This is a genomic window from Pedobacter sp. PF22-3 (assembly GCF_026239555.1).
Taxonomy (GTDB): domain Bacteria; phylum Bacteroidota; class Bacteroidia; order Sphingobacteriales; family Sphingobacteriaceae; genus Pedobacter.
In genome coordinates this window covers 495,589-508,601 of record NZ_JAPIVP010000001.1, presented here as the reverse complement: position 1 = coordinate 508,601, position 13,013 = coordinate 495,589, and the positions used below count along the sequence as shown (strand labels likewise).

Genomic DNA, 13,013 nt, shown 5'->3' with positions numbered 1-13,013 from the left:
TATTAAGGCTATCCTTTCGTAACTTGCTATCATGATTAGCAATCAATTTTCAAATGCAACCAACTTTTTAGCTTTTGTCTCTTCTCTTTCACCTCTTGAAAACGAAGTAAACGACACTTTGCGATCAAAACTTTATCAGAAGAAATATCAGAAAGGAGAACTGATCTTAGAAGCCGGAACGGTATGTAAGCGAATCTATTTTGTAGACATTGGACTGGTTAAAACTTTCTTTTATACGGATACAAGGGAATTCATTATGCGTTTTTTTGCTGAAGGGAATATGTTTACTGTTCTAGACAGTTTTGTACTTCAACAACCATCTGCATACGCTGTTCTGGCTCTTGAAGATACGGTAATCACCTGTCTCAATTATGATGACCTAGACATGTTCTGCAAGCGATATCACGCTGTGGAAACCTTTTACCGGAAACTCCTTTCGCTGGCCGCAGTAAATATGATGGATAGGATTGGCAGCAACCTGGAAGAAAAAGCCCAGGTAGCCTACCATAAATTCTTAAATGCATATGGGCCGCTTATGCAACGCATCAGCCTGGCGGATGTGGCATCTTATCTGGGTATTACACAGGTTTCTTTGAGCAGAATCAGGTCCATGAAATAGTTTTTATCATTTGATAAATGCTGGATTATACAAGGGTTGTACTTTCGGGTAAAAATTAATCCGTTATGAAAAACCCATTATCATCATCCCAAAAAGTAAGCTTGTTGGCAGCCTGTACTTTTACCCTTGTAGCACCCATCATGGGATATCTTTCTATTGGACTTCCTCCTGTTATTATAGTAGGCGGCTCTGCATTGGTTGGCCTGTTTTGCTGGTATTTTACGTATTTAAAAAAGCCTGTAGAACCGAACATTATCCTCCCGCTTTTTATCCTTACCGTTGCTGGTTTGCAGATTCATATTGTTGAGGAGTACCTCATGGGCTTTGCACCCGCAATGAGCAGACTGTTTGGTATTCCATGGAGCGAAAAGAATTTTTTGATGGTGTTTGCGCTAATCGGTCCGGTGATTTATACCCTTACTTCACTTGGGTTGTATTACAAGGTACCGATAGCTGGATTTGTGGCCTGGTTTATATTTATTGGCCCGGGTGTGGCAGAGTTTACCCATTTTATTTTTCCGCTGATTGCGCCCAACTTGCTTCCACATGATCCGCACTCGTTAACGGCCTCGATTAAAGGCACCAGAATACCACAGATGCCTAATTTTTATTTCAGAACCACCGGGCAGTATTATTTTCCGGGCATGTGGACTGCGGTTCTTCCGATGATTCCGGGGTGCCTGGCTATTTATCGTTTACTGATCAGGAAAAAACAATCATTTAAATCAGCAGAACCAACCAATGTTTAAACAGTTATTCCGTCATCAAGTAAGTATCTGGCTATTTTCTTTTGGCATTGTAAGGCAATTTAAATTTTACTGAACTATTTTCTACCGGTTATGTTGTTATTTAAACTAATAATATTGTTATGATAGACCCTAAAGAAAAGGAAGCGCAGCCGCAAGACGAAAATGTGGAGCAGCAGGATAAAAACGGTCAGGATTCGAACTGGAATGAACATCAACGTATTGATGAGGAAGGGAATGAACTAGAACCAGATGATATTAAATAAAATCCTTATGAAGAAGATATTAATGGTGTTAACGTCGCACAGCACGATGGACAATACCGATGGAAAAACAGGTGTTTGGTTAGGTGAGTTTACAGATCCCTACTATGAATTTATAGATGCGGGTTATCAGGTAACTTTAGCCAGCCAGAAAGGTGGAAGGCCGCCTGTTGATCCTATGAGTGAATTAACAGAGCATGTAACTGGCGCTAACCGTAGGTATAATGATGATGAGGTGGCAAAAACGGCTTTTTCGCAAACCCAGGTTTTGGATCAGATCAGGTCTGATGACTACGATGCAGTGTTCTATCCTGGAGGTCATGGCCCGCTTTGGGATCTTGCCCAAGACAATAACAGTGGAATTTTGATTCTGGATTTTCTGGATGCTGGAAAACCGGTTGCTGCTGTATGTCACGGACCAGCCGCATTAATTAGTGCAGAAAGGCAACGCCCAGGGTTTTTAAAAGGGAAAATCATATCCGCCTTCAGCAATACCGAGGAAACTTTAGTGGGTCGAAGTGGTAATGTACCCTATCTGCTTCAAACGAAACTTGAAGAGCTTGGTGCAGCGGTAAAAACGGCGCTATTGCCATTTTTATCACATGTAGAAAAAGATGGTTTGCTGATCACCGGTCAAAATCCACTATCGGCGGGCCCAGTGGCGAAGGCGCTGATCGATTTGTTAAATGATACAGCAGAAGCCGGGCAATTAACAGAAATCGCTCAAATTTAAATTCTGTAAAAAAATGTGAACCCAGCCGTTAAAAAGGTTAGGTTCACATCTTGATTATTGATGGTGGTACTTAACACAGATATTTAAAGAATGCATTTATTTCTAAATAAAATGCGTCAATAATATTCTGGGTTTTTACTTCGTGTCTTTCCAAGCGTTTTCATCATCCCCGAAAATCTGTATGAGTTTTTGGATGGATTCTTTAGTAGGCGAAGCAAAATCCTCAATCCCCTCTACTGTCTCTTCGCTGATAGGAGAAGCTCTTGCAAACATCAATTCTTCATAAGCCCTTAATGCGTATTCGATATTCTGATAAACCCCGTTCGTCAGGCAATCGCTTAAGTCAAGTGCATCCAGCATCGCTAAATTTACGCCCTCGCCATTTGGCGGCATCAGATGAGCGGCATCCCCCAAAATGGTGATGTTGGGTTTGGTTTGCCAGCGTTGTTTTAACGGGTGGTAAAGGAGCGGCCGGTAGGTGTAGTGTGAACAGGCGCTAAACAATGTATGGAATGCCGGATGCCAGCCATTATAAAAATTGCTAAGATAACCACTTACCTCCGCAGGACGATGAAAATCTATACCGCTAATTTTCTCCCAATTATCAGGGTACATAGATGCTGCATAAAAGGTTAGGCCGCCATCACCCCTTGGCTGGACCACAAGCATTTTTCCCGGTCCTGTTGCCATAAGATTTCCATTATTTAACAGGCTGTAAATTTCAGGACAAGCTGTTTTGGGATCCTCGATCTCTCCCTGAATGATGGCTGCACCAGTGTATACTGACTTGATATCTGTCACGTATTCGCGGATGTGGGAGCGGTAGCCTTCGCAGCCAATAACCAGGTCTGAGCTGGCATAAGTGCCGTTTTTGAATTGCATTTCCCATCTGCCATTAACTAAAGAAAGGTTAAGAAGTTGACTGCCCCACACCACGGTGCCGGGAAGTAATGAATCGATCAGGATATCCCTGAGCGCACCGCGGTCAATTTCGGGGCGAAAATGTTCATCGCCAAAAGTAAATCTGCCACTTTGAAAAGAATCATCCAATAAGATATCTGCATTTTCATCTACCAGCTTGAAGCTATCTGCGCCTTGCATATATCGGGCTTTAAAAGCATCCATCAGGCTGGCTGCTTCAAGCACTTTCAGTCCAGAATTATAATGCAGATCCACAATTGCACCTTGTACACGTGCTTTTTGATTAATATCCCTTTCGTATACTTTTACATCTGCACCTTTGAGCTGTAATAATCGCGCCAGGGTAAGTCCGCCGGGGCCGCCACCAACAATTGCTATTTGGCGACCATTTATTAAATTTATTTTTTTAGAAGTTTCCATATGCCATTTTATTAGCACAAAAGAACACCATTTGATTTGTATGATGAAAGTCTATTCCGTGTAAGTATAGGACTATTCGCGGTTTTTACGCCTGAAGTGTAAAGGTTGTGACCCGGTAACTTTTACAAACAGTCGTATGAAATAAGAATAATCATCATAGCCGAGTTCAGTTGCAATTTCCTTTACTGATTTGTCGGAGTGATAAAGAAGCCTTTTAGCTTCTAAGATAACGCGTTGATGTATATTGTTCGAAAGCGATTGCCCGGTAGCCGTTTTTACACATTCATTGAGATAAGAAGCTGACAGGTTCAAAAAATCTGCATATAATGCCGGACGTTTCACGGTTTTGTACCGAACCTCCAGTTCTTTTCTGAACGCTTTGGCTACAACATGAAACCTATTGTGATTTTCAGTAAGCTTGGATTGCGCCTGATAAAGTGAGGTGATGAATGCGGCTAAGGTATTGATGCTCTCTTTTAACGTGGTATGATATAAGTTGGCTTCCAATGCTGTGAAAAGCGTATAAGATACACCAACCATTTGCAATAAAATGGAAAGGATTTCATTGCTTAGTTCCAGAATACTTGCTGGCATAAGGTTGTTCAGTACCCTTAGGTATTCTGGATGGAGGTTTTCGTCTTCAATGATCCAGGTGCTGATTTGGGCGCTTTCAAATGCGATCAACCTGTGAACCTGGTTTGGATGCAGGTATATGATTGCGGGTGCCTGAATACTGTAGGTTTGAAAGTCTATCTCAATGTGTGTAATTCCTTTTTCCTGTAAAATGAACGTATAGCCATGATCACGATGTGACCGCCGGACATGCTCATTATCAGGATATCCGTCAAAGTATCTTCTTAACATCATGATGCCCCGGCTAGTACCTTTAGGTAAAATGTTGACCGGAATATGTATTACCTTTTTTGCCATAGCTGGAATTTAACAAAGATATCAGAAAAGAAGGATTCAAAATATTATCGCAACCATTCTAGTTTGTTTATCATCATATCAGATATGGAAATATCAACATATTTTGTCAAAAGGCTATCTTTCACGGTATTCGCATTGTTTATCTTTCTAAATGCAAATGCACAATATATATTTACTGGTATGGTTAAGGATTCCCATCAACAGCCAGTTCCGCATTGCTCAATAGTGTATAAAAAAGCAGGACCAATAACGTCATTGATTTGCAATAAAAATATGAATCCTTAGCGGGTATTTTGTTTACTACAGTACATCAAATCTATGAATTGAAGAAGCTTAGCAAATGGCTAAAACCTTTTAATGGATTTGTATAATAAATACTGTTTCAAATAATAATAGGGTACAATGGAATATTTCTCACTGAGTAAAGCATATCATAGCGGTAAAATCAATAAGAGTGAAGTTTAAAAAGACACATTTTCACAAAACATAATTTGCCATATAGGTGTTAGGTGTACAATTTTATGAAAAAACACCATACAAACCTACGCCCCACGCCTTGGCAGCGGCTTGTAGAAATGCTTCATGTAGAGCGCTCTACGATTAATTACATCTTTTTATATGCCGGCTTCATTGGGGTAATCGGATTATCTCTTCCACTAGGTACGTCAGCGGTTTTTAATCTGCTCGCCAATGGCTCTATGTACAGTTCAACCTATATTTTAATAGCTGCGATTTTAATCGGAATTGTGGTTGGTGGAATACTACTTATGGGCCAACTTGCCCTGGTAGAGTATTTAGAACAGAAGATTTTTATCAAAGCGGCAATTGGATTTGCCTACCGTTTGCCCAGGATCAAAAAAAAGGAGTTTGAGGGGGAGGATCCAAGGGAACTGGTGAATAGGTTTTTTGATGTGCTCACCATTCAAAAAGGTCTTACCAAGCTGTTGATAGATATTGTAGCATCAGGCGTACTGATATTTTTTAGCGCCATACTGCTCTCATTCTACCACCCGATATTTATTGGTTTTGGAATCTTTACCATTGCTTGTATTGTTGTAATTATTGCCATTTATTACCGTAGGGGAGTAGAAACCAGTATTGAGGAATCGGAGTATAAATACGAGGTTGTGGCTTACCTGGAAAATGTTGCCGACAATTTGGATGCTTACCGTGGGCAAAAGCATGAAATGGATAAAATAGTAAAAATGACAGATGAAATTACCTCCAAATATGTGGAAGCCAGAAACGATCACTTTAGCATTTTGAAACGAATGTTCGCCAGTGCAATAGTTTTAAGGACCACCTTAATGGGAGCACTTTTGCTCCTGGGGTCATATTTTGTCGTTAACAGAGAGATGACTTTTGGGCAATTTGTTGCAGCAGAAGTAATTATTGTACAGATTTCTTATGCCGTTGAAAAGTTGATGACCAGTTTAAATACCGTTTTTGATATGGTAACAGGCAGCGAGAAACTCGCCGTGGTAACCGATATGGAACTAGAGGAAGGAGGGCAACAACATGATTAATCAGACCAAAAAACTGGTGGTGAGCAAGGTGAATGAATATGCCGTGTTATCTAAAGGGCAACTTATTTCTGTTAATGGACCAAGGTTACTTGGAAGAATAATGATTGGGGTAGCTGTGCTTTTTGTGATCATATTGCTACTTCCCTGGAGACAGACAATATCAGGTCGTGGAACTGTTACAGCCCTGCGCCCTGAAGACAGGCCGCAGACCATACAAAACCAAATTGGCGGGCGTATTGAGTACTGGGCGGTAACCGAAGGACAACAGGTGAAGAAAGGCGATACCATTTTGGTACTTTCTGAAACCAGTCACTCATACTTCAATCCCGAACTGCCTGAACGTTTGGGTGAGCAGCTTAATGCCAAAAGGGGGAGCGAGCAAGCTGCAGAACAGAAAATTTCAGCAAATGATGCCAAGATCAATGCCCTGAACAATGGCTTAAAAGTACAGCTTAACGCAGCCCGCAATTACGTTAAGCAGGCAAGGAATAACGTAACTATTGATAGTGCCGAACTGGTGGCTGTAAAAAACATTTACCAAACCAGTAAAGTAAGATTGGAACGCTATGAAGTAGGGTATAAAAATGGCCTTTTTTCCTTGACTGATATCGAATCGAGAAGATTGAAGCTTGCCGAAGATAAAGCCAAAGAAGTTGCGCAGGAGAACAAACTCAATAGTTCGAGGCAATCACTGGCCAATGCCGTTATCGAACTTGACAACATAAGGGTAAAGTATGCACAGTCTTTAGCCTCAGCCCAGTCAGACCTTAGCTCCGCGATTTCCGGTAAAGCATCTGTAAGAGAAGAGATATCAAAATTGCGCAATGAAATGAGAAATATCGATATCAGAAGGGGACTTTACGTAGTGCGTGCGCCGCAGGATGGTTATATCGTAAAAACATATAAAGCAGGTATCGGCGAGAATATTAAAGAAGGAGAGTCTGTGGCAACGCTGCAGCCATTATCTCCACAAGTTGCTGCTGAAATTTACGTTGATGCGATGGATGTTCCACTCATTTTGGACAGCAGTAATGTTCGGCTACAGTTTGAGGGCTGGCCTTCAGTTCAGTTTTCTGGTTGGCCATCGGTTGCGGTAGGTACTTTTGGAGGTAAGGTATCTGTTATTGACAGGGTAAGTACAAACGGCAAATACCGAATTTTGGTTAGGCAGCTTGATGGCATACCTAAAAGCGATGAACCATGGCCGATTCAATTGCGTCAGGGCTCTGGGGTTTACGGTAGGGTGATTTTACGCTCCGTTCCGGTATGGTATGAAATCTGGCGACAGCTCAATGGGTTTCCACCAAGTTTAGACAAGGCACCAACAGCCGAAAATATCAATAACAAATAAATGAGAACTTATTACGCAACGCGTGCTTCAGGTTCAGGATGGTTAGCGGCATCATTTAAGCGCAATTTTTTCATAGTATTCCTGTCTGTTATGATTTTATCTGCATCTGCCCAGCAAAAAGCAGATGCAGGCGACCAGGTATTTTCAATCCGCGATTTACAGGAAATTGTACTAACAGGACATCCGGTTGTTAAACAAGCTGCCCTGCTACCTAAGGCCTCACAAGCCAAAGTCCTGCAATCGCTGGGAAATTTCGATCCGGAAGTGGTAGCCTCCTTCGGCAGGAAAATTTTTGGTGGCACTGAATATTATAACCATTGGAACAGCCAGCTCAAGGTTCCGCTTTGGCTGGCAGGCGCCGATTTAAATATTGGCTATGACCGTAATGTAGGTACTTATAATAATCCAGAAACCAGAACCAGTAATACTGGGCTCACAGGTATAGGTCTAAGCATTCCGCTGGGGCAGGGGCTGTTGATCGACTCGCGCAGAAGTACGCTGCGCCAGGCAAAGATTATGGTAGACTATGCAGAAGCAGATAAAATTTCGCAGATTAATGCGGTATGGCTTTATGCACTCAAAGACTATTGGAGCTGGTATTACGCTTTCGAACAGCAACGTTTTACTGCTGAAGGCGTTGATCTCGCTGAAAAAAGATTCCGTGCTTTAAAAGAGCAGGTACTTATTGGAGATAAGCCACCGATTGATTCTGTAGAGGCATCTATTACGCTTCAAGACCGCAGGGTTCAGCTTCAGGAAGCTAATGTTAAATTAAACAATGCACGGCTTGTACTTTCCAATAATCTATGGTCTGCTGATGGTGTGCCGCAGGAACTTCCTTCGCTTGCTGGACCCGAAAATGTAGCAGATACACGGGCTATGGTGAACAGTCTGCAGCTCGATTCATTGGTAAGCCATGCCACACAAGATCATCCAACGCTGTTAAAGATCAAAAGCAAGCAGGCACAACTAAGCGTTGAGGAGAAGTATAGGAGGGAGATGTTAAAGCCAAAACTAAGCGTAAAAGGTGCTTTTTTAGCCGGCCGCAGAGATTTTTCTTATGTAGCAGATAGCTACGATTTTCGGTTAGCCAATTATAAGGTTGGTATCGATTTTTCTATCCCTTTGTTTTTAAGAGAGGAGCGTGGTAAACTCCGTGAGGTAAAAATAAAACAGGCTGATATGGAATACGGTCTACAGCAAACAGGTAGGGAAATCCAGACTGCAGTTTTGTCTGCATTTAATCAATACAAAGGTTATATGGGACAACTTGAGCTACAAACCAGGAATGTTGCCAGCCAACGTACACTAGTTAATGGTGAGCAGCAAAAGTTTGACCTGGGAGAAAGCAATCTTTTTTTGATCAATGCGAGAGAGACCAAACTCATCGAAATGCAGGTTAAGCAGGCTGAGCTGGTAGCTAACTTGCAAAAAGCTATGGCGGAGATTTATTATCAGGCAGGAAAACGTTTAGAACGCTGATAGCTGTAGTATCAACTTAATCTTTTGGCTCCCAAAGTTGAATTTTGTTGCCTTCCGGATCTAAAATATGGACAAATTTGCCGTAATCGAATGTTTCAATCTGATCAACAATGGTCACATTTTCTTTTTTAAGCACTTCAACTAGTTGCTCCAGGTTTTCAACCCTATAATTGATCATGAAATCCTTTGCCGAGGGCTCGAAATATTTTGTGTCTTCAGGGAATGGATTCCATTGCGTAAGTCCCTTTTTGGTACTGTCTGTTATATCGCGCCATTCGAAACTGGTTCCATACGGCGTAGTGTCGAAACCCAGATGTGTTTTATACCACTGGTTAATTGCTTTGGGGTTCTTGCATTTAAAAAATATGCCCCCTATACCGGTTACTCTTTTCATTTTTTGTTTATTGCTGCTCATAATTGTACTGGCGGTAAAACCTGAAAGAAAGGATGCCGCCAATATGAGGAGAACTAATCCCGTTTTTTTTACTTTGATTGTCATTTTACCTTATAATTTATCGCTGATTTAACGGGTATGCCAATTTCCAGATCGAAATGGTTCCAGTTGCACACATTTTCCTTATCTAAGAATATTTCCAGCCCTGGCTGCGCTTCACATTCATAATCACTATTAATCAGCCAGTTGTCGAAAAGGAAATTGATGCCTGCTCCAACCAGTTTGATATCGCCGCACACGCTGGTAAATGCATATTTACATGCCGGCAGAACTGTCGTTTGGACCGGGCTGCCTTGGCTTAACTTAAAATTTTCAGGCAGGGTTATGCAGGCCTCATAAGTATATTTCTTTTTTGGAGTTACTTCTGGATCATCTTTAGACATACCAAAAATGGTCTCTGTTTCATAAATACCCACTTCCTTTGACCAATCGATCAATTTTGAAAACGCTAAAATTACTACTCCCTGTTTAAACGCGTCAGTTACCCGGATGTATGCAATCCTCCTTTCCTTCATCTGTTTTATCTGTATAGGAAAAAGCTGTTTCAGTTCTTCCTGTTTCAGGTCACAATGATATTCATTTACCGGCTGTAATTCTTTGCAGATCTTGCTGTTTTTTATATTACCGCCTTTACGGTAAAGGCCCGGTGAGGTGGCAAAGTATTGTTTAAATTGGCGTGATAATGTTGCTGCGGAAGAGAAACCACATGCTGCTGCGATTTCGAAAATGGGTTTTTTAGAAAATTTAAGAAGACGGGCAGCTTTTTCGATCCGCATCCTACTGGTAAAAGCATGAACAGTCTCTCCCATTACAGCGGTAAATATCCGGTGGAAATGAAATGCCGAAAAGCATGCAACAGCTGCCAGCTCTTCCAGCGGAATAGATCTGTCCAGGTTTTGGTTAAGGTAGTCGATTACCTGATTAATCCTTCGCTGGTAAATATAGGTCGATCTATTCATGCAATTTCATATTAAGCTATTGATATGCTGATTTGTATTTCATCAAAACGGGCTTAACCATTTGATATAAAAACCGTTACTAAATTACAACTGAAAGGACATAATTTATAGACTTGATTTCCATCAGGCCGCATCTTCTGCCATTAGTTTATCCATTATTTTTTTCAGAAATTTTACTTTGTTCTTTTTTACTTCTTCGATAAATGGAGAAGATTCATCCGTATCGGATAGGTGACTGCTACCCCAAAGCGCTATTTCGATCACAGCAGGTATTAAATCAACACCTTTTTTACTCAGTTTATAAAGCCCTTTTACTTTGTTATCAGGATAGGGTAATTTGATGATTATTCCTTGTTCTTCCAATACCTGTAACCTATTGGCCAATATATTCGTCGCTATTTTTTCTTTCGCTTTTGTAAAATCACCATAAGTACGGGTTTTATGAAGCATAAGGTCGCGCACAATCAACAGCGACCACTTGTCGCCGAAAATATCCAGTGATGAACTGATGGGGCAATCGGAACGCATTTCATTTGTTTTCATGTTTTTATAATTACTACTTGCAATTTGAAAGTAAATACTTATTTTTGTGCTTGCAATTTGAAAGTTAAATTTCAATTTTTAACTTGCAAAGTAAAAGCGAATTTAATTATTTTAAATTAATAAAAGAAAAGATGAAAGACTATTCAACAACACAACGGGATGAAAAAATATTGGTAACCGGGGTTACTGGTTCGATGGGAAAAGCTACGGTTGAGCAATTATTAAAAAAAGGAATTCTGGCAAGCCGGATTATCGGGCTTTCCCGCAAAAAAGAACAAATAGAAGATTTGGCTAATCAAGGTGTAGAAGTACGTTTTGGTGATTATTTTGATTATAATTCGCTATTAAGTGCGTTTGAAGGTATTGATAAGGTGATGCTCACAAGCACGGTCGCTTTCACAGACCGTTCTACCCAACACTTTAATGCAATTACTGCCGCACGCCAGGCTGGTGTTAAACACGTGGTGTATATGGCTGTAATGCGTAAAGAAGGTTCAGGGCGCATTGTGCCTGAAGTTACGGAGTCTGATCTTTTTACCGAACAGGTACTTAAATCTTCAGATCTTGATTACACCATTGTATACCATCCACCTTTTACTGATGTTTTATCGCTCTACTTTGATCCCAATCCTTACCAAAATGGAATAAAAGTTCCGGCAAATAATGGAAAAATGGCTCCTGCTACAAGAGACGAACTGGCTGAAGCTCATGCCATAATACTATCTACACCAGGACACAAAAAGAAAATGTACTCATTAGGCGGCAGTCAAGCCGTTTCATTTGCCGACATTGCACAAATCCTTTCCGAAATAAAAGGTCAACCAGTTCCTTTTACGACTATTACAACAGAAGCATATATTGATGGAATAGTGGCAAAAGGAGTTCCGCTTCAGGTTGCCGAATTTTTAACGAGCTGGATAACCGCAATGGAAGGAGGTGAATTCGAGTATCAATCAGGCGATTTGGAGCGCTTGTTAGGTAGGAAAACAAAAACTTTAAAGGCGTATTTTGAATCAACTATGGATTAGTACATGCTGGGTTTATGATAAATGCACGGTCATTAAGTTAAGCCATCGGCACAGGTAATACTAATTAACTACAGGTGCAACAGATATAAAATTCGTGTTTATCTATTTGTATCTGTGGTTAAAAACCTTAACATAATGATATTGAAAATAAATAAGGTGCGAGGAAATTGACGGTTTCAGCCAATCAATTTATTCCCTTTACGGTTATCCGTAAAGAAAAACTTAAACTTGATGCGATATTTGCCACGCAGGATCTGTCAGATAATTAATATTAATTGATAACTTAAAAATGTTTTCTTCATAATCTTTTATATTTTTAGATTAAATACAGGAACTAAATCATATGGCAATTAATCTCCAAAAAGGACAAAGAGAAAATTTAAAGGCTCCGAAATTTACTATCGGATTGGGCTGGGACACCAATAACTTCGGAGGTAATGATTTTGATCTTGATGCATCGGTATTTATGCTGGGCGAAAACAAAAAGCTGATCAGCGATGATCATTTTATATTCTACAACAACCTCACTTCGCCTGATGGTGCTTTGGTACATACTGGAGATAACCTGACAGGTGAAGGTGATGGGGATGATGAGGCCATAAACGTGGATTTGTCCATTGTTGATCCTTTAGTGAGTGAGCTATGTATAGTGGTAACGATCCATGAGGCTGAAGTGCGCAGGCAGAATTTTGGACAGGTCCGTAATTCATTTGTGCGGATTGTAGACAAGGATGGTATAGAGGTATTAAAATACGAACTGGAAGAGGATTTCTCGATCGAAACCGCAGTTGAATTTGGGCGGATTTACCGACGTAACGGCGAATGGAGGTTTGAGGCCGTTGGCGTAGGGATGAAGGGCGGCCTTCAGGATTACATCAACAGGTACCAGTAATTGATGGATGAAGATACCGGCCGGATAAGGAATGTCAGCCAGATAATATCATAGGCAGGGATAACTGCTGAGCTGATTTGGAAATACCGTCAGAAGTTGATTATCTTAGTGTATATGGCAGTGTGGTATAATTTATCATGCTTTTA

At 40.7% G+C, this 13,013-nt stretch carries 14 protein-coding genes; 9 read left to right on the top strand and 5 right to left on the bottom strand.

Going from position 1 to position 13,013, the window contains the following annotated elements; genetic code table 11:
* Positions 1–31 precede the first annotated feature (31 nt).
* From OQX63_RS02095 to OQX63_RS02080, 4 genes are all read left to right on the top strand, one after another.
* Positions 32–619 (top strand): Crp/Fnr family transcriptional regulator, encoded by a 588-nt coding sequence (locus OQX63_RS02095; RefSeq protein WP_265849241.1) that lies wholly within the window; start codon positions 32–34, stop codon positions 617–619.
* Between the two features lie 65 nt (positions 620–684).
* On the top strand, positions 685–1,368 hold the full coding sequence (locus OQX63_RS02090; RefSeq protein WP_265849240.1) for a hypothetical protein: 684 nt from the start codon (positions 685–687) through the stop codon (positions 1,366–1,368).
* 119 nt (positions 1,369–1,487) lie between these two features.
* Positions 1,488–1,631: a hypothetical protein gene (locus tag OQX63_RS02085; RefSeq protein ID WP_265849239.1), complete on the top strand. Its 144-nt coding sequence runs from the start codon at positions 1,488–1,490 to the stop codon at positions 1,629–1,631.
* A 7-nt stretch (positions 1,632–1,638) separates the two neighbouring features.
* Positions 1,639–2,361, top strand: coding sequence for a type 1 glutamine amidotransferase domain-containing protein (locus OQX63_RS02080; protein WP_265849238.1), 723 nt, complete (start codon positions 1,639–1,641; stop codon positions 2,359–2,361).
* 135 nt (positions 2,362–2,496) lie between these two features.
* Here the strand turns inward: OQX63_RS02080 and OQX63_RS02075 are convergent, their stop codons facing one another.
* Together OQX63_RS02075 and OQX63_RS02070 are read right to left on the bottom strand one after the other, a co-directional pair.
* Complete coding sequence (locus OQX63_RS02075; protein WP_265849237.1) at positions 2,497–3,702, bottom strand: FAD-dependent oxidoreductase; 1,206 nt, start codon at positions 3,700–3,702, stop codon at positions 2,497–2,499.
* Between the two features lie 72 nt (positions 3,703–3,774).
* On the bottom strand, positions 3,775–4,632 hold the full coding sequence (locus tag OQX63_RS02070; RefSeq protein ID WP_265849236.1) for an AraC family transcriptional regulator: 858 nt from the start codon (positions 4,630–4,632) through the stop codon (positions 3,775–3,777).
* A gap of 521 nt (positions 4,633–5,153) precedes the next feature.
* On the opposite strand from OQX63_RS02070, the gene OQX63_RS02065 reads away from it, so the two are divergent.
* Genes OQX63_RS02065 through OQX63_RS02055 form a run of 3 tightly spaced genes read left to right on the top strand, consistent with a single transcriptional unit; the run spans position 5,154 to position 8,991 of the window.
* Positions 5,154–6,158, top strand: a complete 1,005-nt coding sequence (locus OQX63_RS02065) for an ABC transporter transmembrane domain-containing protein (RefSeq protein ID WP_265849235.1) — start codon at positions 5,154–5,156, stop codon at positions 6,156–6,158.
* Positions 6,151–7,509 carry an HlyD family secretion protein gene (locus OQX63_RS02060; RefSeq protein WP_265849234.1) on the top strand — a complete coding sequence of 453 codons (1,359 nt, stop codon included), beginning with the start codon at positions 6,151–6,153 and terminating at the stop codon, positions 7,507–7,509. Before OQX63_RS02065 ends, OQX63_RS02060 begins: the two co-directional genes overlap by 8 nt.
* Positions 7,510–8,991 carry a TolC family protein gene (locus OQX63_RS02055; RefSeq protein WP_265849233.1) on the top strand — a complete coding sequence of 494 codons (1,482 nt, stop codon included), beginning with the start codon at positions 7,510–7,512 and terminating at the stop codon, positions 8,989–8,991. It abuts the gene before it with no gap.
* Between the two features lie 16 nt (positions 8,992–9,007).
* Here the strand turns inward: OQX63_RS02055 and OQX63_RS02050 are convergent, their stop codons facing one another.
* From OQX63_RS02050 to OQX63_RS02040, 3 genes are all read right to left on the bottom strand, one after another.
* Positions 9,008–9,385 (bottom strand): VOC family protein, encoded by a 378-nt coding sequence (locus tag OQX63_RS02050; protein ID WP_265849232.1) that lies wholly within the window; start codon positions 9,383–9,385, stop codon positions 9,008–9,010.
* A 101-nt stretch (positions 9,386–9,486) separates the two neighbouring features.
* Entirely contained in the window at positions 9,487–10,404 is a 918-nt protein-coding gene (locus tag OQX63_RS02045; RefSeq protein WP_265849231.1) for an AraC family transcriptional regulator, read from the bottom strand.
* A gap of 123 nt (positions 10,405–10,527) precedes the next feature.
* On the bottom strand, positions 10,528–10,947 hold the full coding sequence (locus OQX63_RS02040; RefSeq protein ID WP_265849230.1) for a winged helix-turn-helix transcriptional regulator: 420 nt from the start codon (positions 10,945–10,947) through the stop codon (positions 10,528–10,530).
* 131 nt (positions 10,948–11,078) lie between these two features.
* On the opposite strand from OQX63_RS02040, the gene OQX63_RS02035 reads away from it, so the two are divergent.
* Both OQX63_RS02035 and OQX63_RS02030 read left to right on the top strand, forming a co-directional pair.
* Positions 11,079–11,975: an SDR family oxidoreductase gene (locus tag OQX63_RS02035; RefSeq protein WP_265849229.1), complete on the top strand. Its 897-nt coding sequence runs from the start codon at positions 11,079–11,081 to the stop codon at positions 11,973–11,975.
* 343 nt (positions 11,976–12,318) lie between these two features.
* Entirely contained in the window at positions 12,319–12,867 is a 549-nt protein-coding gene (locus tag OQX63_RS02030; protein WP_265849228.1) for a TerD family protein, read from the top strand.
* Positions 12,868–13,013 lie beyond the last annotated feature (146 nt).

Coding starts and splice junctions, on each gene's coding strand:
- OQX63_RS02085 (WP_265849239.1), top strand. CDS start 1,488: ATGATAGACCCTAAAGAAAAGGAAGCGCAGCCGCAAGACGAAAATGTG.
- OQX63_RS02060 (WP_265849234.1), top strand. CDS start 6,151: ATGATTAATCAGACCAAAAAACTGGTGGTGAGCAAGGTGAATGAATAT.
- OQX63_RS02035 (WP_265849229.1), top strand. CDS start 11,079: ATGAAAGACTATTCAACAACACAACGGGATGAAAAAATATTGGTAACC.
- OQX63_RS02070 (WP_265849236.1), bottom strand. CDS start 4,632: ATGGCAAAAAAGGTAATACATATTCCGGTCAACATTTTACCTAAAGGT.
- OQX63_RS02090 (WP_265849240.1), top strand. CDS start 685: ATGAAAAACCCATTATCATCATCCCAAAAAGTAAGCTTGTTGGCAGCC.
- OQX63_RS02040 (WP_265849230.1), bottom strand. CDS start 10,947: ATGAAAACAAATGAAATGCGTTCCGATTGCCCCATCAGTTCATCACTG.
- OQX63_RS02045 (WP_265849231.1), bottom strand. CDS start 10,404: ATGAATAGATCGACCTATATTTACCAGCGAAGGATTAATCAGGTAATC.
- OQX63_RS02065 (WP_265849235.1), top strand. CDS start 5,154: ATGAAAAAACACCATACAAACCTACGCCCCACGCCTTGGCAGCGGCTT.
- OQX63_RS02080 (WP_265849238.1), top strand. CDS start 1,639: ATGAAGAAGATATTAATGGTGTTAACGTCGCACAGCACGATGGACAAT.
- OQX63_RS02030 (WP_265849228.1), top strand. CDS start 12,319: ATGGCAATTAATCTCCAAAAAGGACAAAGAGAAAATTTAAAGGCTCCG.
- OQX63_RS02095 (WP_265849241.1), top strand. CDS start 32: ATGATTAGCAATCAATTTTCAAATGCAACCAACTTTTTAGCTTTTGTC.
- OQX63_RS02055 (WP_265849233.1), top strand. CDS start 7,510: ATGAGAACTTATTACGCAACGCGTGCTTCAGGTTCAGGATGGTTAGCG.
- OQX63_RS02075 (WP_265849237.1), bottom strand. CDS start 3,702: ATGGAAACTTCTAAAAAAATAAATTTAATAAATGGTCGCCAAATAGCA.
- OQX63_RS02050 (WP_265849232.1), bottom strand. CDS start 9,385: ATGAAAAGAGTAACCGGTATAGGGGGCATATTTTTTAAATGCAAGAAC.